This is a genomic window from Streptomyces sp. SID5469, from assembly GCF_009862865.1.
Taxonomy (GTDB): Bacteria; Actinomycetota; Actinomycetes; order Streptomycetales; family Streptomycetaceae; genus Streptomyces; species Streptomyces avermitilis.
On sequence record NZ_WWIN01000001.1, the window covers coordinates 3,377,727 to 3,396,071 of the forward strand.

An 18,345-nucleotide genomic window follows, 5' to 3' on the forward strand; every position below is an offset into this window, starting at 1 on the left:
CCCGTTACTCAGGGTTGTCCGCGAGTGATCTCGCCGCCCGGACGCAGTGGGCGAGCGCCTGGCGCGCGTACGCCGGAGAAGCGCCCGCGAGCCCGCACGACGGAGTGACCGTGACCGCCTCCGCGAGAAGCCCCGGATGCAGCCCCAGCCTGCGCCACAGCGTCCTGACACCCATGACGCTACCGGCAGGGTCTGACAATGGGCCGTCCGTCCCCGGCACGACACCGGCGAGCAGCTTCGTCCCCCCTTCCACGGCTTCCCCGATCACGTCGTCGTCACGCTCGGTGAGCAGCGAGAAGTCGAAGGAGACCGCCGCCGCGCCCGCCCTGCGCAGGAGGGCGAACGGGACGTCCGGTGCGCAGGAGTGCACCACGACCGGTCCCTCCCCGTGCACCCCGACGACGTCCCGGAGCGTGGCCTCGACGGCCTGCCGGTCGACGGCCCGGTGGGTGCGGTAGCCGCTGGCGCTCTTCACCTGCCCGCGCAGTACGGCGGTGAGCGAGGGCTCGTCGAGCTGGAGCACGAGCTGTGCGCCCGGGATGCGCCGTCGCACCTCTTCGAGATGGCTGCGCAGCCCCTCGGCGAGCGAACCGGCGAGATCCCGGCAGGCGCCGGGGTCCGACAGCGCCACCTCGCCGTTCTTCAACTCCAGCGCGGCGGCCAGGGTCCAGGGCCCCACCGCCTGCACCTTGACCGGCCCCTCGTACCCCTGGGTGAACTCCTCCAGCGCGTCGAGGTCCTCCCCCAGCCAGGAGCGGGCCCGCTTGGTGTCCCGCCCCGGCCGGTCCCCGATCCGCCAACCGCTGGGCTCCACGCGCGCGTACAGCTCGACGAGCATTCCGGCGGTGCGGCCGATCATGTCGGCGCCGGGCCCCCGGGCGGGCAGCTCGGCGAGGAAGGGGAAGTCCTCGACGGATCCGGTGACGGTCTTGGCGGTCTCCCGCGCGTCACCGCCCGGCATGGAGCCGACCCCGGTGGCGGAACCGAACCTGAACTCGCTGTTTTCACTCACCCCGGAAGCCTAAGCCTCCGGCGGGGGGGGCGGTTTCAGGGTGCCGCCGTCCGTGCCGGGGTGCCCGGACGGACCGACGGCACCGACCTGCGCCGAGGAACCGCCGTCAGTGGCCCGGCCGCACCGTCAGGTCGTTGACCTCCGCGTCCCGGGGCAGGTCCAGGGACATCAGGATCGTCGTCGCGACCGACTCGGGGTCGATCCACTTCGCCGCCTCGTACTCCTTGCCCTCCTGCTGGTGGACCTTGGCCTGCATGGGGCTCGCGGTGCGGCCGGGGTAGACCGAGGTGACCCGGATCCCGTTCGCGTGCTCCTCCTCGCGCAGGGCGTCCGCCAGGGCCTTCAGACCGTGCTTGGAGGCCGCGTACGCCGACCAGTCGGCGTGGGCGTTGAGACCCGAGCCCGAGTTCACGAACACCACCTGGCCGTGGGCCAGGCGGAGTTGGGGCAGGAAGTGGCGGGTCAGCTCGGCGGGGGCGATCAGGTTGACGTTGAGCTGGTGGCGCCAGGACTTCGGGGTCAGCTCGCCCACCGGGCCGAGATCGACCACGCCCGCGATGTGGAGCAGGGAATCCACGTGGTCCGGCAACGTCTGGTGCGAGAACGCCCAGGACAGCTTGTCGGGGTCCGCCAGGTCCCCGACCAGGGTCTTCGCCCCGGGGAACGCCGCCGCCAGTTCCTTCGCGCGGCCCGCGTCGCGCGCGTGGAGCACGAGTTCGTCCCCGCGCGCGTGCAGACGGCGGGTCACTGCCGCGCCGATGCCGGAGCCCGCCCCGGTGATCACATGTGTAGCCATGCCGGCCATGCTCGCATCAGACGGTGCCGAACGACTCCTCGAGGTAGGCCAGCGCGCCCACCGGCTCCTCGGCGAAGAACACCAGGTCCGTGAGGGGGCAGGGCAGGAACCCCTCGTCCTCCATGCGCCGGAACTGCTCCTTCAGGCCGTCGTAGAAGCCCGCGGTGTTCAGCAGCACCACGGGCTTGTCGGTGTGACCGTGCTTCTTCAGCTCCAGGATCTCCGTCGCCTCGTCCAGCGTCCCGGTCCCGCCGACCATGATCACAACGGCGTCGGCCCGTTCCAGGAGCAGCGCCTTGCGCTCCGCGAGGTCACGGGCGATGACCATCTCGTCGGCGCCTGCGCGGGCCTTGGCGGCGAGGAAGTCCACGGAGACCCCGAGGAGCCGGCCGCCCGCCTCCTGCACACCGTCGGCGACCACCTTCATGAGACCGACGTCGGAGCCGCCCCACACCAGTGTGTGCCCGCCCTTGCCGAGCAGTTCCGCGAACTCCCGCGCGGGGCGCGTGTAGCGGTCGTCGAGGTCGGCGGCGGAGAGGAAGACGCAGATTTTCATGGTTTTACCGTACGCGGGAAGAACCCCGGCCCCGCGAGCGCTTTCGCGGGTATGGCTGAAGGACACACGATCACGATCGAGCAGGGCACCGAGCGCGTCCGCGTGGTGCACGGCGACCAGGTCCTGGCGGAGAGCGACCGGCCCCTGCTGCTGCGGGAGACGGGCTGCCCCGTGCGCTACTACCTCCCGCCGGAGGACGTACGCCTGGACCTGCTGAAGCCCTCGGAGACCCACACGCACTGCCCCTTCAAGGGCACGGCCTCGTACTGGTCCCTGCCGGACGCGGCGGACCTGGTGTGGGCCTACCCGGAACCCAAGCCGGACGTCGCGCAGATCAAGGACCATCTCTGCTTCTACGAAGTCGAAGTGGCCTGACGAAGTCGAAGTGGCCTGACGTGCGCGCACGCACGCCTGGCACGCGTCCCGGGGCGCACGCACGCGTGGCCGCGTCCCGGGGCGCACGCACGCGTGGCACGCGCCTCGGGCCGCCCGTCTGCGTAGGCGTGCGGATGCGTGCTTACGCCACCGCGGTCGCCGTCCGCGTCGTCGTCGCGATCGTCGCCGAGCCCACCACGCGCGTGCCGTCGTACAGCACGACCGCCTGGCCGGGGGCGACGCCGCGGACCGGCTCCGCGAAGGTGACCTGAAGCTCGCCGTCGACCAGCTCGGCCGTCACCTGTGTCTCGCCGCCGTGAGCGCGGAGCTGGGCCGTGTAGGTGCCCGGGCCCGTCGGGGCGGCGCCGCACCAGCGGGGCTTGATCGCCGTCAGGGCGGTGACGTCCAGGGCGGCCGCCGGGCCCACCGTCACCGTGTTGTCCACCGGGGAGATGTCCAGCACGTAGCGCGGCTTTCCGTCGGGCGCCGGGGTGCCGATGCGCAGCCCCTTGCGCTGGCCGATCGTGAAGCCGTACGCGCCCTCGTGGGAGCCGACGACCGACCCGGACTCGTCGACGATGTCGCCCTCCGCCTTGCCCAGACGGTTCGCCAGGAAGCCCTGGGTGTCGCCGTCCGCGATGAAGCAGATGTCGTGCGAGTCCGGCTTCTTGGCGACCGCCAGGCCCCGGCGCTCGGCCTCCGCGCGGATCTCGTCCTTCGTCGTGACCGTGTCGCCGAGCGGGAACAGCGCGTGCGCGAGCTGGCGGTCGTCGAGGACCCCGAGGACGTACGACTGGTCCTTGGCCATGTCGGAGGCGCGGTGCAGCTCGCGGGTGCCGTCCTCGCGGACGATCACCTGTGCGTAGTGGCCCGTGCAGACCGCGTCGAAGCCGAGCGCCAGCGCCTTGTCGAGCAGCGCCGCGAACTTGATCTTCTCGTTGCAGCGCAGACACGGGTTCGGGGTGCGGCCGGCCTCGTACTCGGCGATGAAGTCCTCGACCACGTCCTCGCGGAAGCGCTCGGCGAGGTCCCAGACGTAGAACGGGATGCCGATGACGTCCGCGGCGCGGCGGGCGTCGCGCGAGTCCTCGATGGTGCAGCAGCCACGCGCTCCGGTGCGGAACGACTGCGGGTTCGCGGACAGCGCGAGGTGCACGCCCGTCACGTCGTGACCTGCTTCCGCCGCGCGGGCGGCGGCTACGGCGGAGTCCACTCCGCCCGACATGGCGGCAAGGACGCGGAGGCGGCGGGGGCGCTGCGGGGTCTCAGTCATAACCCCTCCAGAGTAAAGGGCGGCGGGAACCGAAGCCCGCGCGTATGCGTTCACGATCACATGGGGGAGACGAAGGGCGGGGACGCGGACCGTCGCATCGGGCGCCGGGCCCTGCTGATCGGCGGGGCCGCGGCCGCCGTGGGCACGGCGGTGCTCGCCCGCGAGGAGCTGGCGCACCTGTGGTGGCGGCTGCCCGGCGTGGAGAAGCCGCGGGTGGCGGGCGCGGTGGACTTCCGGGGCGCGCAGTGGGTGGCGGCGTCCTCGGCGAACTGGCGGCGGGCGGACCGGCCCGACGACTACGCCGTGGACCGCGTGGTCGTCCATGTCACCCAGGGCAGCTTCAAGAGTGCGGTGAAGGTCTTCCAGGACCCGGGGCACGGCGCTGCCGCGCACTACATCGTGCGCAAGGACGGCCACATCACGCAGATGATCCGCGAACTGGACGTGGCGTTCCACGCGGGAAACCGGGAGTACAACGAGCGGAGCGTCGGCATCGAGCACGAGGGCTTCGTGGAGAGCGCCTCGTCGTTCACGGACGCGATGTACGAGGCGTCGGCGCGGCTGACGGCCGGGATATGCGGGCGGTACGGCATACCCGTCGACCGCGCGCACATCATCGGGCACGTGGAGGTGCCGGGCACGGATCACACGGACCCCGGGCCGCACTGGGACTGGGACCGGTACCTGAAGCTCGTACGGCGGGCTCGGACCGCCTGAGCAGCGTCGCCGCTGCCCACTCGACACCACCGGCGCGAAGGGGCAAGCGCTTGCCACGCCGGAACGCAACCCTCAAGAGATGTGACGCAGATCACGAACGCCCCATGTTGTGAGTGGCCTCCGCGAAGCGTGTGTCCGATGCGTCCCGCGCCGTGGACACGACCTGCGGTCCGTCAACTTGGCTTTTTTTCAACGGAGTTGAGCCATCTCGCGACTCAGGGGGCCTGCACAGCGTGCACGGCCCTCTCCTAATCACGGCCCAGTCTTTACATAGCCCTTAGGTCAAGCATCCCGGGCTATGACTCACACCACACAGCCCGCTTCCGGAGCGGGCAGAGGCAAGGGCATGCACCGGCGGAAGTTCCTCGGCGGAATGGCCGGGGCCGGCTTCGCGGCGGTGGCGGCGGGCGGCGCGGCCCTCGCGTACCTGACCGACGCGGGGCAGAACCGGGCGGGGGCGGCGAGCACCACGCTGACCATTCCGGAGCTGCTGGAGGGCACCACGTCGGACGGCACCACGACGTTCACCCTGGAGGCCAAGACCGGCACCAGCGAGGTGCTCAGCGGAGTGACCAGCACCACCGCGGGCTACAACCAGTCGTTCCTCGGCCCCACCATGAAATGGACGTCCGGCGACACCGTCCTGCTGAACATCACCAACAGCCTGGACGCGGACACCACGGTCCACTTCCACGGCGCCCACATCCCGCCCAAGATGGATGGCGGCCCGCAGAACGCCTTCGCCGCGGGGGAGACCTGGTCGCCCACCTTCACCGTCAAGGACGAGGCCAAGACGCTCTGGTACCACCCGCACGCCCTGGGCACCACCGCCGAGCAGGTCACGCGCGGCCTGGCCGGCATGATCATCGTCGAGGACGACTCGGACGCCTCGGCCGCCCTCCCCAGCACCTACGGCACCGACGACATCCCGATCATCCTCCAGTGCCTGGCCGCCGACAGCAGCGGGGACGTCAAGTACGACCTGACCGGCTATCTGTCCGGCGGCCTGAGCTACCCCCTGCTGTGCAACGGCACCAACGTCGACGCCACCACGCTCGCCTTCACCGCCACCAAGTCCCGCACCCGGTTCCGGCTGCTCAACGCCTCACCGTCCGACATCATCACCGTGCAGCGCGGCGACGGCGGGACGCTGACCCAGATCGCCACCGACCAGGGGTATCTGACGGAGGCCGCCGAGGTGGAGTCCATCCGTCTGGTGGCGGGCGCGCGCGCCGAGTTCGTCATGGACCTCAGCGACGCGGTGACGCTCCAGGCCGTCGTCACCACGGGCTGGGTCCGCGGCGGCAGCGGCACGTACGACTTCCTCACCGTCACCCCGGACGCCTCGGACACCCCCGACGCCCTGCCGAGCAGCCTCAACACGATCACCCGCTACGACACCACCGACTTCGCCGCCCGGACCATCACGCTCGGCCAGAGCGGCGCGAGCATGCTGATCAACGGCTCGGCCGGCACGACCATGGCGGCCATGGCGATGATCAGCACCACCCTCGACGCCGAGGAGATATGGACCGTCACCAACAGCACCCAGCTGGAACACTCGTTCCATCTGCATGATGTGCCGTTCCAGCTGATCTCCATCAACGGAGAGGAGCCGACGGGCGTCGATCTGGGCTGGTTCGACACCTACGAGGTCGTCGGCGGCGGCACCATCAAGATCGCCATGCAGTTCACCGACTTCGCGGACGACACCTACATGTACATGCTCCATTGCCATCTGCTCCAGCACGAGGACGAGGGCATGATGGCCTCGCTCATGGTGACGGAGAGCTAGGGCGCTGAAGCCCTGTCCGGTACGGCGGGGCGGCAGGTACGGCGGGTACGGCAGGTGCGGCGGCGTCAGCTCAGGCCCGCCGTCCGTGCCCGCTCCACCGCGGGGCCGATCGCCTTCGCCACCGCCTCCACATCCGCCTCCGTGGAGGTGTGGCCGAGGGAGAAGCGCAGGGTGCCGCGGGCCAGGTCCGGGTCGGTGCCGGTGGCCAGCAGGACGTGGCTGGGCTGGGCGACGCCTGCGGTGCAGGCGGAGCCCGTGGAGCACTCGATGCCCTGGGCGTCCAGCAGCAGGAGCAGCGAGTCGCCCTCGCAGCCGGGGAAGGTGAAGTGCGCGTTGGCCGGGAGGCGGCCCGCACCGGACGGGTCACCGCCGAGGATCGCCTCGGGCACGGCCCCCCGCACGGCGTCGACCAGATCGTCGCGCAGGGCGCCGATCTCGCGGGCGAACCACTCGCGCTGCTCGGCGGCGAGCCGTCCCGCGACCGCGAAGGACGCGATCGCGGGCACGTCGAGGGTGCCGGAGCGCACATGCCGCTCCTGACCACCGCCGTGCAGCACGGGTACGGGGCTGTACTCGCGGCCGAGCAGCAGCGCGCCGATGCCGTACGGGCCACCGACCTTGTGGCCGGAGACGGTCATCGCCGCCAGGCCCGAAGCGCCGAAGTCGACCGGGACCTGGCCGAAGGCCTGGACGGCGTCGGCGTGCAGCGGGACCCCGAACTCCCCGGCAACATCGGCGAGTTCCCGGACCGGCATGACCGTGCCGATCTCGTTGTTGGCCCACATGACCGTGGCGAGGGCGACATCGTCGGGGTTGCGGGCGATGGCCTCGCGCAGCGCTTCGGGGTGGACGCGGCCGTAGGTGTCGACGGGGAGGTACTCGACCGTGGCGCCCTCGTGCTCGCCGAGCCAGTGGACGGCGTCCAGGACGGCGTGGTGCTCGACGGGGCTGGCGAGGACGCGGGTACGGACCGGGTCGGCGTCGCGGCGGGACCAGTACAGGCCCTTGACCGCGAGGTTGTCGGCCTCGGTACCGCCGGAGGTGAAGACGACCTCGCTGGGGCGGGCGGCGAGGGCCTCGGCGAGGGTTTCGCGGGCCTCCTCGACCGTGCGCCGCGCGCGGCGGCCGGAGGCGTGCAGGGAGGAGGCGTTGCCCGTGACGCTCAGCTGGGCGGTCAGTGCCTCGACCGCTTCGGGGAGCATCGGCGTGGTCGCGGCGTGGTCGAGGTAAGCCATGATGAGCCCGATTCTACGGGCCCTGCGGGTACCGGCCTCGGCCCCCCACGGCCGGCCGTCGCCGTCGACCGCGGCTTCGAGGAGAGCCGCAAGGGAGGCAAGGCGGGCAAGGGGCGAGCAAGGCGGCCGGGGATTCGGCCGCGGCCCGTCGTCCACGGGCCCCCAACGGCCGATGACGGCGTGGGTTCCGGCTACACGGCTCGGGCCGGCAGCCCTAGAAGCTCCACGAAACCGTGTGGTCCAGTTGCATCGCGACCACCAGGACGGCCAGGTCGGCCACGCCCAGGCCAAGGCCCAGGAGTGCGCGGCCCCGGCGCTGCGTGCCGCGCCACAGGGCGACGGCCGCCAGGGCGATGGCGGTCGGGCCGAGGACGATGTTGAGGGCGAGGATGCCGATCAGGCCCAGGACGAAGGACGCCACGGCCATGCCGTCGGCGTCCCGCGCGGGAGTGCGGCTGGTCGATGTGGCGGTGAGTTCCATGATGCGGTCAGCTCCCGGGAGCAGGTGACGGTCGATGGATCAGTTGGTCGAGGTGCGTCGCCGGTGACCGTGCCGCTCGCGGATCGCGAAGACCACGAGCCACAGGCCGATGACGGCCGCGGCGACAAGGGAGACGGAGAGCGGGGCGTGGGCCACGGCGCCCAGCACGACGCCCAGGAGCAGGAGTGCGGCGACGAGGAACAGCATGGGATGGGATGCCTCTCGTGAGGTGCTCGCGTGACATTTGAGTGAACGCTTGTAGTAACACTTGTTCACTGACTCTTGAGTCTAGCGCGCTTCCCGACTTTTCAATTACAGAGAACAGTTGTTAACTGCATGGTATGAGTCACACCCTCGGCATCCGGCAGGCCCAGAAGCAGAAGACCCGGCAGTCGCTCCTGGACGCCGCGTTGGCCCTGCTGGAGGAGCAGAGCCTGAGCAGCCTGGGTCTGCGCGAGGTCACCCGCGCCGTCGGGGTCGCACCGACCGCCTTCTACCGGCACTTCCGCTCGACGGCGGACCTCGGCGTCGCCCTCGTGGAGGAGGCGCTGGGCAGCCTGCACCTGATGATCGGGAACACCGTCTCCGACGCCGGCGACAGCGAGGAACGCATAGCGCGCGCCGTCGAACTGATCGCCCGCCATGTCGCCGCGCACCCGGCGCACGTCCGTTTCATCGCCCGGGAGCGGCACGGCGGCGTCCAGCCGGTGCGGGAGGCGATCGCGGAGCAACTGGCCCGGTTCGCCGAGGAGGTCAAGGTCGAGCTGGCCAAACACCCCGAGTCCGCGGGGTGGAGCGACGACGATCTGCTGATGCTCGCGGGCCTGTACGTCGACCAGATGCTGATGACGGCCTCGCTCTTCCTGGAGGCACTGGAGGGGCCGGAGGAGGAACGGGAGCGCGTCGCCAGGGTGGCGACCCGCCGGATGCGGCTGATCAGCATCGGGCGCCGCCACTGGCTGGGCTAGGGCCTGTCGTTTTCGGCCCAGCCCGGAAGACCCGCCCCAGACCCGCCCTCGCGGGCCCGCACGTACGGGAGCGGCGCGCCCGTGCACCGAGCGCGCCGCCCCCGCCCGCAGGGGATCCCCCGGCGGAGATCCCGGGTCAGCCCTGGGCCTGCTGCCCCTGGCCGCCCTGCCCGCCGCCGCCCTGCCCCCCGCCGGGGCCGCCGCAGCCTCCGCGCCCCCCGCCACCGGGGCCGCCGCTCGGCATGCCCGACGGGGCGCCCGACGGGGCCTTGCCGGTGGCCTTCCCCGTCGGCGCGCCGGAGGGAGCGCCCGAGGGCGCACCGGACGGCGCACCGCTGGGCCGCCCCGAGGCACCGCCGCTCGGCATGCCGGACGGCGGCTGACAAGTGCTCTGCCCCGAGGTGCCGCTGTTGGAGGAGGACGAGTCGCCCGAGCCGCAGGCCGCCAGCAGCGGTGCGACGGCCAGCAGGGCCACGACAGGGACAAGACGGACACGCTTCATGAGGCCAACTCCCGAGCGATGAGCGGATCTGAGGCGGGAATGCAATCAACGGCCTCTAAGACTTCTGTGAGTCAGCTCTGTGCCCAGCCTGTGCAAAAGGCAAAGCCGACCTCAACAGATCCCGCTGACCAGCGCATACGCACATCCGCTCGCCGTACTCACTGGTACAGCTCCGTGACGGAGGCCGCCGCCCGCGCCAGTTCCTCCCGCACCTCGGGCGGCGCGACGACCTCCACCAGGTCGGAGAACATGAGCAGTTGACGTGCCTCGCGGACGAAGCCGTACGACAGCCGTGCCGTCACCCACTCGCTCTCGCCGTCGTCCTCCGGCAGGGCGGCGAGCGAGGAGGCGTTCAGGCGCCGGAACATGTCGAGCCGGTCGCGCCGCACCCGGACCGTGACCTCGATCCCGCCCGGCCGCTCCTCGACCTGCCGGCGCAACACCTCCCAGGCGTCGGCGAGTTCGACGCCCGGCCGCCGTCGTACCGGATCCGCCAGCAGGGTCGCCGAGCGCACCCGGTCCGCGCGGAACAGCTGCGGCTTCGCGCGCCGGTCGGCGACCAGGTACCAGACGCCCGCCTTGGAGACGAGCCCGTACGGGTCGACGGTGTACGTGTGCGGCTGTGCGTCTCCGCCGTGCCGGTAGCGCAGCCGCAGCCTGCGGTCGGCGAAGACCGCGTCCTGGAGCGTCTCCAGGTCGACGACGGGCTGCGGGCCGCCCTTCCAGCGGGTCGCGTCGACGAGGACGCGCCGGCTGGTGGCCTCGGCGGCCGGCCGGTGCGGCGCGGGCAGCGCGGTCATCACCTTGCGCAGGGCCGAACCGAGCGCCGCGTCCAGGCCGAGCGCGGCGTGTGCGCCCTGCGCCGCCAGGATGAACAGGGCGCGGGACTCGTCGGCGGTCAGTCCCGTGACGTCCGTACGGAACCCGGCGAGGAGTTCGATCCCGCCGTGCCGCCCGCGTTCGGCGTACACCGGGACCCCGGAGGCCGACAGTGCCTCGATGTCGCGGTAGATGGTGCGCACCGACACCTCCAGCCGGGTGGCGAGTTCGTGCGCGGGGACCCGGCCTCGGGTCTGCAGCAGGAGAAGGATCGAGAGCAGGCGGTCGGACTTCACCGCACCAGAATCCCGGTCGTCGGCCGGGCCACGCAAATGTTGACGGGAACTGTCAGGTTATGCGGCGAACCTGGGGGCACAGCAACAGCCGGACCCACGGAAGAGACACCAGTGATGAACACCGACCCCCGCCCCCTGTACGCCCGCGCCGCCGAGCAGATCGCCGCGCTGATCAGGACCGTGCGCCCGGAGCAGCTCGCCGGTCCCACGCCGTGCGGCGAGTTCGACGTACGGACGCTGCTGTCCCACATGGCCGGCGGCACCCGCCGGATCGCCGTGGTCGGCGCGGGCGGCGACGGTCTCGCCGTGCGGCCGTTCGTGGACGGCGTGCCGGACGACGGCTGGGTGGCGGCGTACGACGAGGTCAGGGCGGAGGTCGAGCAGAGCTGGGCGGACGACGCCCGGCTGGACGCGCTGGTGCACGTGCCCTGGGGCGAGGCGCCGGGCCGTATCGCCCTGTCGGGATATGTGATGGAGGCCGTCACCCACACCTGGGACCTCTCCGAGGCCCTCGGCCGGCCGCTCGGACTCGACCCGGAACTGGCCGAGTTCGCGCTCGCCATCGCCCATCGGGTACTGCCCGACGAGCAGCGCGGGGACGACGTGCCCTTCGACTCGGCGGCGCCGGCCCCCGAGGGAGCCGACGCGTACGAGCGACTGGCGGCCTGGCTGGGCCGCCGTTCCCTCAGCCGAGCCTGACCCGCGCCAGCTGCCGGGACTGCGCGACCAGCCGGTCCGCGCTGTCCCATACCTCGGCGTCCTCCTCCAGGAAGCCGCCGGCGAGGTTACGTGTGGTGATCGACACCCGGAGCGGGCCCGGCGCGGGGCGGGACCGCACGTGCACCGTCAGTTCGACGGTCGGCACCCAGCCGGACAGGCCCAGCTCGAAGGCGGTCGGGGGCAGCGCGTCCACCGCGAGCAGCAGGGAGAGGGGGTCCGGGTCGCGGCCGTCGGCGAGGCCGAACCAGGACCGCATCTCGCCCTTGCCGGACGGCGCGCCGAGCGCCCAGCCCAGGGTCTCCGGGTCCAGCTTGAGCATCAGCCGGTCGGTGATGGCGGAGCTGCCGGGGACCGGGGCGGGGCCGTCTTCGGGCCCGAAGCACTGGTCCATCGGCGGGAGTGCGGGCGGCCGCGCGGTCGTACGGACGTCGTCGGGCAGCGTGTCGAGGTCGCCGTACGAGGCGAGGACACGGATCCGCTCCACTTCGCGGCCCTCTTCGTCGTACTGGAAGAGCGAGGCCTGGCCGGTGGAGAGGGTGCGACCGGTGCGGACGATGTCCGTGCGGATCACGGCCGGGCCCGGCTGGGAGGCCGTCAGGTAGTGCGCGGAGATCGTGAACGGGTCGGCGTGCGGCAGGGCGTCGGACAGGGCGCGGCCCAGGACGGCCAGGAGATAGCCGCCGTTGACGGCGCTGATGATCGTCCACCCGGCGGAGAGGTCGATGTCGTAGACGCCGGGTTCGCGCAGGGTGACCGCGGTGTCGCGGTCGAACTCACTGTCACCGATCGAGGCCCGTACGGCCTGCAGGGGAGATGCTTCAGGCATACCTGAACGGTACAACAGGAAATTACTAAGCAGTAGCTTTTTATGTTGCGGCCAGATGACATCCCTGGGACCCCAGGGGTCCCAGGGCCCTGGGGGGCTACTCCTCCGTCACGGTCGAGCGCCGGTGCCAGGCGCGCGGCGCCCGCCAGTGGAAGCGCATCGCGAGCAGCCGCAGGACGAAGGCGGTGATCACCGCGAACCCGCTGGTGAACGCGTTCAGCGCGTCGTAGTGGATACACAGGACGATCATCGTGGCGCCGACGATCGCGGGCACCGCGTACAGATCCCGGTCCCAGCGCAGCAGGGAGGGGACCTCGTTGGCGAGGACGTCGCGCAGCACACCGCCGCCGACCGCGGTGGCGAGACCGAGGGCCGCCGAGGCGGTGAGGTTGAGCCCGTAGTCGTACGCCTTCACCGTGCCGGCGACGCAGAACAGGCCGAGCCCGGCCGCGTCGAAGACGTTCACGCCGAGCTGGATGCGCTCCACCTGCGGGTGGAGGAAGAAGACGAGCAGGGCGGCGAGCAGCGGGGTGAGGAAGTACCCCAGGTCCGTGAAGGCCGCCGGGGGCACCGCCCCGATGATCAGGTCGCGCAGCAGCCCTCCGCCCAGCGCGGTGACCTCGGCGAGTACGGCGATGCCGAAGACGTCGAAGTTCTTGCGGACGGCCAGCAGGGCGCCGGAGATCGCGAAGACGAAGATGCCGATCAGGTCGAGCGTGTGCTGGACGGAGGGGCTGAACAGTTGTTGGAGCACCCGGACATTCTCACCTGTCAGCGGGTGTGAACCTTACAAAGCAAGGCTTACAGGGTGGGCTTGCCCGTGGTGAACAGCCAGGTCTGGAAGAGGTCGTCCAGCTGTCGGCCGGAGATCCTCTCGGCGAGGCGGATGAAGTCGCCGGTGTTCGCGTTGCCGTGTTTGTGCAGCTTGGTCCAGGCGGGCAGCAGCTTGAAGAAGGCGGTGTCGCCGATGCGCTCGCGCAGCATCTGGAGCGTCATCGCGCCGCGCTGGTAGACGGCGGAGGCGAACATGGTGTCGCGCTGCGGATCGGCGACCTTGATCTGCCAGAAGGCCGCGTCGGCGGGCCGGGCGTCGTATCCGGCCCGGAACGAGTCGTGCGCCGAGCGGATGCCCTTGTGCTCGGACCACAGCCACTGGGCGTAGGTCGCGAAGCCCTCGTTGAGCCAGATGTCCTTCCAGCGCTCCACCGACACGGAGTCGCCGAACCACTGGTGGGCCAGCTCGTGCACGATGGTCGACTCGGAGCGCACGGCCGAGTACGCGGGCTTCGACTGGACCTCCAGCGAGAAGCCGGCCTGCGGCATGTCGTCGACGATCGCGCCGGTCTCCTCGAAGGGGTACGGCCCGAAGATCTGCGACCAGTAGTCGGTGGCCTCGGCGGTCACGGCGTAGACGTCGACGGTGTTGCTGTTCGCGAGCACCGGGTCGATGGCGACGTAGACGGGCGTACCCGCGGGGGTCCGCCCCGTCTTCACGTCGAACTTGCCGATGGTCGCGGTCGCGAGATACGTCGCCATGGGCTTGCTCTCACGCCAGTGCGTGACGGTGGTGTCGCCCTTGTCGCGCGTCGATATGAGGCGCCCGTTGGAGATGCCCGTCAGGCCCTTGGGGGCCTTGATGCGGATGTCGTACGTGGCCTTGTCGGCGGGGTGGTCGCTGGACGGGAACCAGGTGGAGGCGGCGTTGGGCTCGCAGGCGACGAAGACGCCGTCCGCGGTCTTCATCCACCCGTAGTCGGAGCCGAAGACGATGGGGCCGCCGAGGGGTTGGGGGACACCGCCGTAGGTGACGGTCACCGTGAAGGTTCTGCCCTTCGGCAGCGCGCCACGCGGGGTGACGCGGATCTCGTCGCCCTCGCGCGTGAACTCGGCGCGTCTGCCGTTCACTTCGACCTTCGTGACGTCGAGCTTCTGGAGGTCCAGGTCGAAGGAGGACAGGCGCTGGGTGGCGCGGGCCGTGAGGGTCGTACGGCCGTCGAGACGGTCGGTGTCCGGGTTGTACGCCACGTCGAGGTCGTAGTGGCGTGCGTCGTAACCGCCGTTGCCGAGCTGGGGGAAGTAGGAGTCGCCGATGCCGTCGGCGCCCGGGGTCGGGGCGGAGGAGGCGGCGATGACAAGAAAGGAGGCCGCCGCGGTCGCGAGGGCCCCCAGTCGTGCCGAACGGGAGAGTGCCATGAGTCGTCCCTTCGAGCGTGTTCCGATCAGACGGACACGCCAGACTCTGCACTCTCCCGTTTAGACATGTGCATGACTTTACCAAGTCGTCATGGCCTACTTGTCGGTTGACTCCTGACGGCCCGACTCCGCTTCCGCCGACTCGGCGGCGGGGTCTTCGTCGACGGGGTCTGCGACAGCGGGGTCTGCGACAGCGGCGGGCTCGTCGGCGGTGTCGGCGTCGGCGGGCTCGGCGGACTCCGCGACCGTCTCCGCGACGGCTGCCTTCTCGACCGTCTCCGCAGCGACCGCCTTCTCGGCGACAGCCTTCTCGACCGTCTTCTCGGCGACAGCCTTCTCGACAGCCTTCTCAGCCGCCTTCTCGGCGACCGTCTCCTCGACAGCCTTCTCAGCCGCCTTCTCGGCGACCGTCTCCTCGACAGCCTTCTCAGCCGTCTTCTCAGCCGTCTTCTCGGCGACCGCAACGTCGGCCGTCTTCGCCGGCGTCTGCGGAGTCTCCCCCACCGACACCACCTCGATCGCCTCCCTCGCCGCCGAGAGCAGCACCGTGTCCTGCGGCGCCTGGTCCTCCGCGTTCTCCGGGTGGTGGCAGGCGACCTGCTGACCGGGCTTCAGCTCCAGCAGCGGCGGCTCGGTCGTCCGGCAGATCTCCGTCGCCTTCCAGCACCGCGTGTGGAAGCGGCAGCCGCTCGGCGGCGAGATCGGCGAGGGCACGTCACCCTTGAGCAGGATGCGCTCGCTCTTGGCACCCCGGCGCTTGGGGTCCGGGACCGGCACCGCCGACATCAGGGCCTTGGTGTACGGGTGCATCGGCGCCTCGTACAGCGAGGTCCGGTCGGCGAGCTCGACGATCTTGCCGAGGTACATCACGGCGATACGGTCCGAGACATGGCGGACGACGGAGAGGTCGTGCGCGATGATCACGTACGTCAGGCCCAGCTCGGACTGGAGGTCGTCCATCAGGTTCACGACCTGCGCCTGGATCGACACGTCCAGCGCCGAGACCGGCTCGTCCGCCACGACCAGCTTCGGCTTCAGCGCGAGCGCGCGGGCGATGCCTATGCGCTGGCGCTGGCCGCCGGAGAACTCGTGCGGGTAGCGGTTGAAGTGCTCGGGGCTCAGACCCACCAGCTCCAGGAGCCGCTGGACCTCCTTCTTCACGCCGCCCTCGGGCTCCACGCCCTGGAGCCGGAACGGCGCCGAGACGATCGAGCCGATGGTGTGCCGCGGGTTCAGCGAACCGTACGGGTCCTGGAAGATCATCTGGATGTCCCGCCGCAGCGGACGCATCCCGGCCGTGCTCAGCCGCGTGATGTCCTTGCCCTCGAACTCGATGGTGCCGCCGGTCGGGTCCTGGAGCCGGGTGATGACCCGTCCCATGGTCGACTTGCCGCAGCCCGACTCGCCGACCACGCCCAGGGTCTCGCCCCTGCGCACCTCGAAGTCGATGCCGTCGACGGCCTTCACCGCGGCCACCTGACGCTGCAGGATCCCCTTCTTGATGGGGAAGTGCTTGGTCAGCCCCTGGACCTTGAGCAGGACGTCGCGCTCCTCGGGAGCCGACCCCTGGTGCGGGACCTTCGCGGCGGGCTCGGTCGCGTCCGCTTTCTTCGTCTCACTCACAGCTTCGGCGCAATCTCTTCGGTCCAGATCCGCGTACGGTCCTCCTGCGAGAGGTGGCAGGCGGACCAGTGTCCGCCGCCGACCTGCTGCAGTTCGGGGCGCACGGTGCGGGTGACGTCGCCCTTGGGCACGTCCGCGTACGGGCAGCGGGGGTGGAAGGCGCAACCCGAGGGGACGTTGATGAGGCTCGGCGGCTGACCCTTGACCGGGATGAGCCGGTCGGACGTGTCGCGGTCGATGCGGGGCATCGAGCCGAGCAGACCCCAGGTGTACGGGTGCTGCGGCTGCTCGAAGATCTCGTCGACCGGGCCGCGCTCCACGCACCGGCCGCCGTACATCACCAGGACGTCGTCGGCGATCTCGGCGACCACGCCGAGGTCGTGGGTGATCAGGACGACCGCGGAGCCGAACTCCTTCTGCAGATCCCGGATGAGGTCCAGGATCTGCGCCTGGACGGTCACGTCGAGCGCGGTCGTCGGCTCGTCGGCGATCAGCAGTTCGGGGTTGTTCACCAGCGCCATCGCGATCATCGCGCGCTGGCGCATACCGCCGGAGAACTCGTGCGGATAGCTGTCGACACGCTTGGCCGGCTCGGGGATGCCGACCCGGTCGAGCATCTCGACCGCACGCTTGCGCGCGACCTTCTTGCTGACGTCGTGGTGGACCCGGTACGCCTCCACGATCTGGTTGCCGATCGTGTAGTACGGGTGCATCGCGGACAGCGGGTCCTGGAAGATCATCGCCATCTCGCGGCCGCGGAGCTTGCGCACCTCGTCCGGGGCGGCGGACACCAGTTCCTGGCCGTCGAGCCAGATCTCACCGGACATCTGCACGTTCTTGCCGCGCGCGCCGAGCCGGTGCAGACCCATGATCGCCAGCGAGGTGACGGACTTACCCGAGCCCGACTCGCCCACGATGCTGAGGGTCTTGCCCTTCTCCACCTGGAAGCTGAGCCCGTCGACGGACTTGACCAGACCGTCGTCGGTGGGGAAGTGCACCTTGAGGTCGCGGACCTCGAGGAAGGCACGGGGCGCGTCCGAGGGCGAGCGGGTGGGCTCCCCCACGGCGGCGCCGGTCTTGGACAGTTCGGTCACGAGAGCCTCACCCGCGGGTCGGCGGCTGCGTACAGCAGGTCCACCAGGAGATTTGCGATCACTACGAAGAAGGCGGCGAGCAGGGTGACGCCAAGGATCGGGGGCAGGTCGTTGTCCTGGATCGCCTTCACGGCGTACTCACCGACACCGTGCAGCGAGAACACCGACTCGGTGATCAGCGCACCGCCGAGCAGCAGCCCCAGGTCCATGCCGAAGACCGTGATGATCGGGGTCAGCGCGGCCCTGAGACCGTGCCGGACCACGACGTTGCGCTCGCGCAGACCCTTGGCGCGAGCCGTGCGGATGAAGTCCTCGTTCATCGTCTCCATCATGCCCGAGCGGGTCAGCCGCGCGTAGATGGCGGAGTACAGCAGAGCGAGGGAACACCACGCCGGGAAGAGCGTGTTGGCCCACTGCGCGGGATTCTCGGTGAACGGGACGTACGTACGCCCGAAGATCGGCCACTGGTAGGTGAAGAGCAGCAGCGCGAGGTTGCCCGTGAAGAACATGGGCAGCGAGACACCGGCGAGCGCGACCCCCATGAAGGTGCGGTCGAAGAACGAGCGCGGCTTGAGCGCGGAGATCACGCCGACCGCCACACCGGACAGCAGCCACAGCACGGCCGCGCCGGCGGCCAGTGAGATCGTCACCGGAAGGCGCGAGGTGAGCTGCGGCCAGACCGCGACATGGGTCTTGAAGGAGTAACCGAAGCACGGCGCGTCACAGTGCGCCGTGGTGGGCCCCAGGTCATAGGTGGCGCCGGACACGATCCCCTTGATGAAGTGCCAGTACTGGACGTACAGGGGCTGGTCCAGACCGAGGTTGTGCTTGACGGTCGCGATGTCCGCGGCGGTGGGGCTCTTCCCGATGTACTGCTGAGCCAGTTGGTCGGCGGTCTGGCCGGCCATCCTCGGCAGCAGGAAGAAGATCGCAAAGGTGACCGCGGTGACGACCAGCAGCAGGATCACTGCCGCGAACGTCCGACGGAGGATGTACGAGATCACGGGGATCGGCGCTGGTGCCCGCGGGCCGCGAAGCCCGCGGGCACCAATGCCTTCACCTGC

Annotated in this window: 20 protein-coding genes; 5 read left to right on the plus strand and 15 right to left on the minus strand. The window is 70.6% G+C overall.

Annotation, left to right across the window (positions count from 1 at the left end; genetic code table 11):
* Positions 1–4: 4 nt before the first annotated feature.
* From GTY58_RS14385 to GTY58_RS14395, 3 genes are all read right to left on the minus strand, one after another.
* Positions 5–1,012: a methionine synthase gene (locus tag GTY58_RS14385; RefSeq protein WP_010984181.1), complete on the minus strand. Its 1,008-nt coding sequence runs from the start codon at positions 1,010–1,012 to the stop codon at positions 5–7.
* Positions 1,013–1,118: 106 nt separating this feature from the next.
* Positions 1,119–1,817, minus strand: coding sequence for an SDR family oxidoreductase (locus GTY58_RS14390; protein ID WP_010984182.1), 699 nt, complete (start codon positions 1,815–1,817; stop codon positions 1,119–1,121).
* 7 nt (positions 1,818–1,824) lie between these two features.
* Positions 1,825–2,364 carry a TIGR00730 family Rossman fold protein gene (locus GTY58_RS14395; protein WP_010984183.1) on the minus strand — a complete coding sequence of 180 codons (540 nt, stop codon included), beginning with the start codon at positions 2,362–2,364 and terminating at the stop codon, positions 1,825–1,827.
* 51 nt (positions 2,365–2,415) lie between these two features.
* Here GTY58_RS14395 and GTY58_RS14400 point away from each other — a divergent pair, with 51 nt between their 5' ends.
* Positions 2,416–2,739 carry a DUF427 domain-containing protein gene (locus GTY58_RS14400; protein ID WP_010984184.1) on the plus strand — a complete coding sequence of 108 codons (324 nt, stop codon included), beginning with the start codon at positions 2,416–2,418 and terminating at the stop codon, positions 2,737–2,739.
* Positions 2,740–2,881: 142 nt separating this feature from the next.
* On the opposite strand, the gene mnmA is transcribed toward GTY58_RS14400, so the two are convergent.
* Entirely contained in the window at positions 2,882–4,012 is a 1,131-nt protein-coding gene (gene mnmA, locus GTY58_RS14405) for a tRNA 2-thiouridine(34) synthase MnmA (protein ID WP_010984185.1), read from the minus strand.
* Positions 4,013–4,072: 60 nt separating this feature from the next.
* On the opposite strand from mnmA, the gene GTY58_RS14410 reads away from it, so the two are divergent.
* Positions 4,073–4,729, plus strand: a complete 657-nt coding sequence (locus tag GTY58_RS14410) for an N-acetylmuramoyl-L-alanine amidase (protein WP_010984186.1) — start codon at positions 4,073–4,075, stop codon at positions 4,727–4,729.
* A 298-nt stretch (positions 4,730–5,027) separates the two neighbouring features.
* Entirely contained in the window at positions 5,028–6,524 is a 1,497-nt protein-coding gene (locus tag GTY58_RS14415; protein ID WP_078234454.1) for a multicopper oxidase domain-containing protein, read from the plus strand.
* 65 nt (positions 6,525–6,589) lie between these two features.
* Here the strand turns inward: GTY58_RS14415 and GTY58_RS14420 are convergent, their stop codons facing one another.
* The 3 genes from GTY58_RS14420 to GTY58_RS39600 form a co-directional block, all read right to left on the minus strand.
* A complete protein-coding gene (locus tag GTY58_RS14420; protein ID WP_010984188.1) occupies positions 6,590–7,759 on the minus strand; it encodes a cysteine desulfurase family protein in 1,170 nt (389 codons plus the stop codon).
* Positions 7,760–7,973: 214 nt separating this feature from the next.
* Positions 7,974–8,240 (minus strand): hypothetical protein, encoded by a 267-nt coding sequence (locus GTY58_RS14425; protein ID WP_010984189.1) that lies wholly within the window; start codon positions 8,238–8,240, stop codon positions 7,974–7,976.
* A 39-nt stretch (positions 8,241–8,279) separates the two neighbouring features.
* Positions 8,280–8,447 (minus strand): hypothetical protein, encoded by a 168-nt coding sequence (locus GTY58_RS39600; RefSeq protein WP_010984190.1) that lies wholly within the window; start codon positions 8,445–8,447, stop codon positions 8,280–8,282.
* Positions 8,448–8,581: 134 nt separating this feature from the next.
* Here GTY58_RS39600 and GTY58_RS14430 point away from each other — a divergent pair, with 134 nt between their 5' ends.
* Entirely contained in the window at positions 8,582–9,208 is a 627-nt protein-coding gene (locus GTY58_RS14430; protein ID WP_010984191.1) for a TetR family transcriptional regulator, read from the plus strand.
* A 136-nt stretch (positions 9,209–9,344) separates the two neighbouring features.
* On the opposite strand, the gene GTY58_RS14435 is transcribed toward GTY58_RS14430, so the two are convergent.
* Together GTY58_RS14435 and GTY58_RS14440 are read right to left on the minus strand one after the other, a co-directional pair.
* Positions 9,345–9,710 carry a hypothetical protein gene (locus GTY58_RS14435; protein ID WP_042493059.1) on the minus strand — a complete coding sequence of 122 codons (366 nt, stop codon included), beginning with the start codon at positions 9,708–9,710 and terminating at the stop codon, positions 9,345–9,347.
* Between the two features lie 158 nt (positions 9,711–9,868).
* The gene (locus GTY58_RS14440; protein ID WP_010984192.1) at positions 9,869–10,825 is read right to left on the minus strand and encodes a YafY family protein; all 957 of its coding nucleotides are present in this window, start codon (positions 10,823–10,825) and stop codon (positions 9,869–9,871) included.
* A 114-nt stretch (positions 10,826–10,939) separates the two neighbouring features.
* Here GTY58_RS14440 and GTY58_RS14445 point away from each other — a divergent pair, with 114 nt between their 5' ends.
* Positions 10,940–11,524 carry a TIGR03086 family metal-binding protein gene (locus GTY58_RS14445; protein WP_010984193.1) on the plus strand — a complete coding sequence of 195 codons (585 nt, stop codon included), beginning with the start codon at positions 10,940–10,942 and terminating at the stop codon, positions 11,522–11,524.
* On the opposite strand, the gene GTY58_RS14450 is transcribed toward GTY58_RS14445, so the two are convergent.
* From GTY58_RS14450 to GTY58_RS14475, 6 genes are all read right to left on the minus strand, one after another.
* A complete protein-coding gene (locus tag GTY58_RS14450) occupies positions 11,511–12,371 on the minus strand; it encodes a thioesterase family protein (RefSeq protein ID WP_010984194.1) in 861 nt (286 codons plus the stop codon). The genes GTY58_RS14445 and GTY58_RS14450 overlap by 14 nt on opposite strands.
* 97 nt (positions 12,372–12,468) lie before the next feature.
* A complete protein-coding gene (locus tag GTY58_RS14455) occupies positions 12,469–13,125 on the minus strand; it encodes a trimeric intracellular cation channel family protein (RefSeq protein ID WP_010984195.1) in 657 nt (218 codons plus the stop codon).
* 47 nt (positions 13,126–13,172) lie between these two features.
* Positions 13,173–14,564 (minus strand): M1 family metallopeptidase, encoded by a 1,392-nt coding sequence (locus GTY58_RS14460; RefSeq protein WP_010984196.1) that lies wholly within the window; start codon positions 14,562–14,564, stop codon positions 13,173–13,175.
* Positions 14,565–14,660: 96 nt separating this feature from the next.
* On the minus strand, positions 14,661–16,187 hold the full coding sequence (locus tag GTY58_RS14465) for a dipeptide ABC transporter ATP-binding protein (RefSeq protein ID WP_010984197.1): 1,527 nt from the start codon (positions 16,185–16,187) through the stop codon (positions 14,661–14,663).
* Positions 16,184–17,281 (minus strand): ABC transporter ATP-binding protein, encoded by a 1,098-nt coding sequence (locus tag GTY58_RS14470; RefSeq protein WP_010984198.1) that lies wholly within the window; start codon positions 17,279–17,281, stop codon positions 16,184–16,186. The genes GTY58_RS14465 and GTY58_RS14470 overlap by 4 nt, the downstream gene beginning before the upstream one ends.
* Complete coding sequence (locus tag GTY58_RS14475; RefSeq protein WP_010984199.1) at positions 17,278–18,285, minus strand: ABC transporter permease; 1,008 nt, start codon at positions 18,283–18,285, stop codon at positions 17,278–17,280. Before GTY58_RS14475 ends, GTY58_RS14470 begins: the two co-directional genes overlap by 4 nt.
* Positions 18,286–18,345: the final 60 nt, after the last annotated feature.

Bases quoted from the DNA above. Each gene is read 5' to 3' on its own strand.
- GTY58_RS14390 (WP_010984182.1), bottom strand. From the start codon at position 1,817: ATGGCCGGCATGGCTACACATGTGATCACCGGGGCGGGCTCCGGCATC.
- GTY58_RS14395 (WP_010984183.1), bottom strand. From the start codon at position 2,364: ATGAAAATCTGCGTCTTCCTCTCCGCCGCCGACCTCGACGACCGCTAC.
- GTY58_RS14400 (WP_010984184.1), top strand. From the start codon at position 2,416: ATGGCTGAAGGACACACGATCACGATCGAGCAGGGCACCGAGCGCGTC.
- mnmA (WP_010984185.1), bottom strand. From the start codon at position 4,012: ATGACTGAGACCCCGCAGCGCCCCCGCCGCCTCCGCGTCCTTGCCGCC.
- GTY58_RS14410 (WP_010984186.1), top strand. From the start codon at position 4,073: ATGGGGGAGACGAAGGGCGGGGACGCGGACCGTCGCATCGGGCGCCGG.
- GTY58_RS14415 (WP_078234454.1), top strand. From the start codon at position 5,028: ATGACTCACACCACACAGCCCGCTTCCGGAGCGGGCAGAGGCAAGGGC.
- GTY58_RS14420 (WP_010984188.1), bottom strand. From the start codon at position 7,759: ATGGCTTACCTCGACCACGCCGCGACCACGCCGATGCTCCCCGAAGCG.
- GTY58_RS14425 (WP_010984189.1), bottom strand. From the start codon at position 8,240: ATGGAACTCACCGCCACATCGACCAGCCGCACTCCCGCGCGGGACGCC.
- GTY58_RS39600 (WP_010984190.1), bottom strand. From the start codon at position 8,447: ATGCTGTTCCTCGTCGCCGCACTCCTGCTCCTGGGCGTCGTGCTGGGC.
- GTY58_RS14430 (WP_010984191.1), top strand. From the start codon at position 8,582: ATGAGTCACACCCTCGGCATCCGGCAGGCCCAGAAGCAGAAGACCCGG.
- GTY58_RS14435 (WP_042493059.1), bottom strand. From the start codon at position 9,710: ATGAAGCGTGTCCGTCTTGTCCCTGTCGTGGCCCTGCTGGCCGTCGCA.
- GTY58_RS14445 (WP_010984193.1), top strand. From the start codon at position 10,940: ATGAACACCGACCCCCGCCCCCTGTACGCCCGCGCCGCCGAGCAGATC.
- GTY58_RS14450 (WP_010984194.1), bottom strand. From the start codon at position 12,371: ATGCCTGAAGCATCTCCCCTGCAGGCCGTACGGGCCTCGATCGGTGAC.
- GTY58_RS14460 (WP_010984196.1), bottom strand. From the start codon at position 14,564: ATGGCACTCTCCCGTTCGGCACGACTGGGGGCCCTCGCGACCGCGGCG.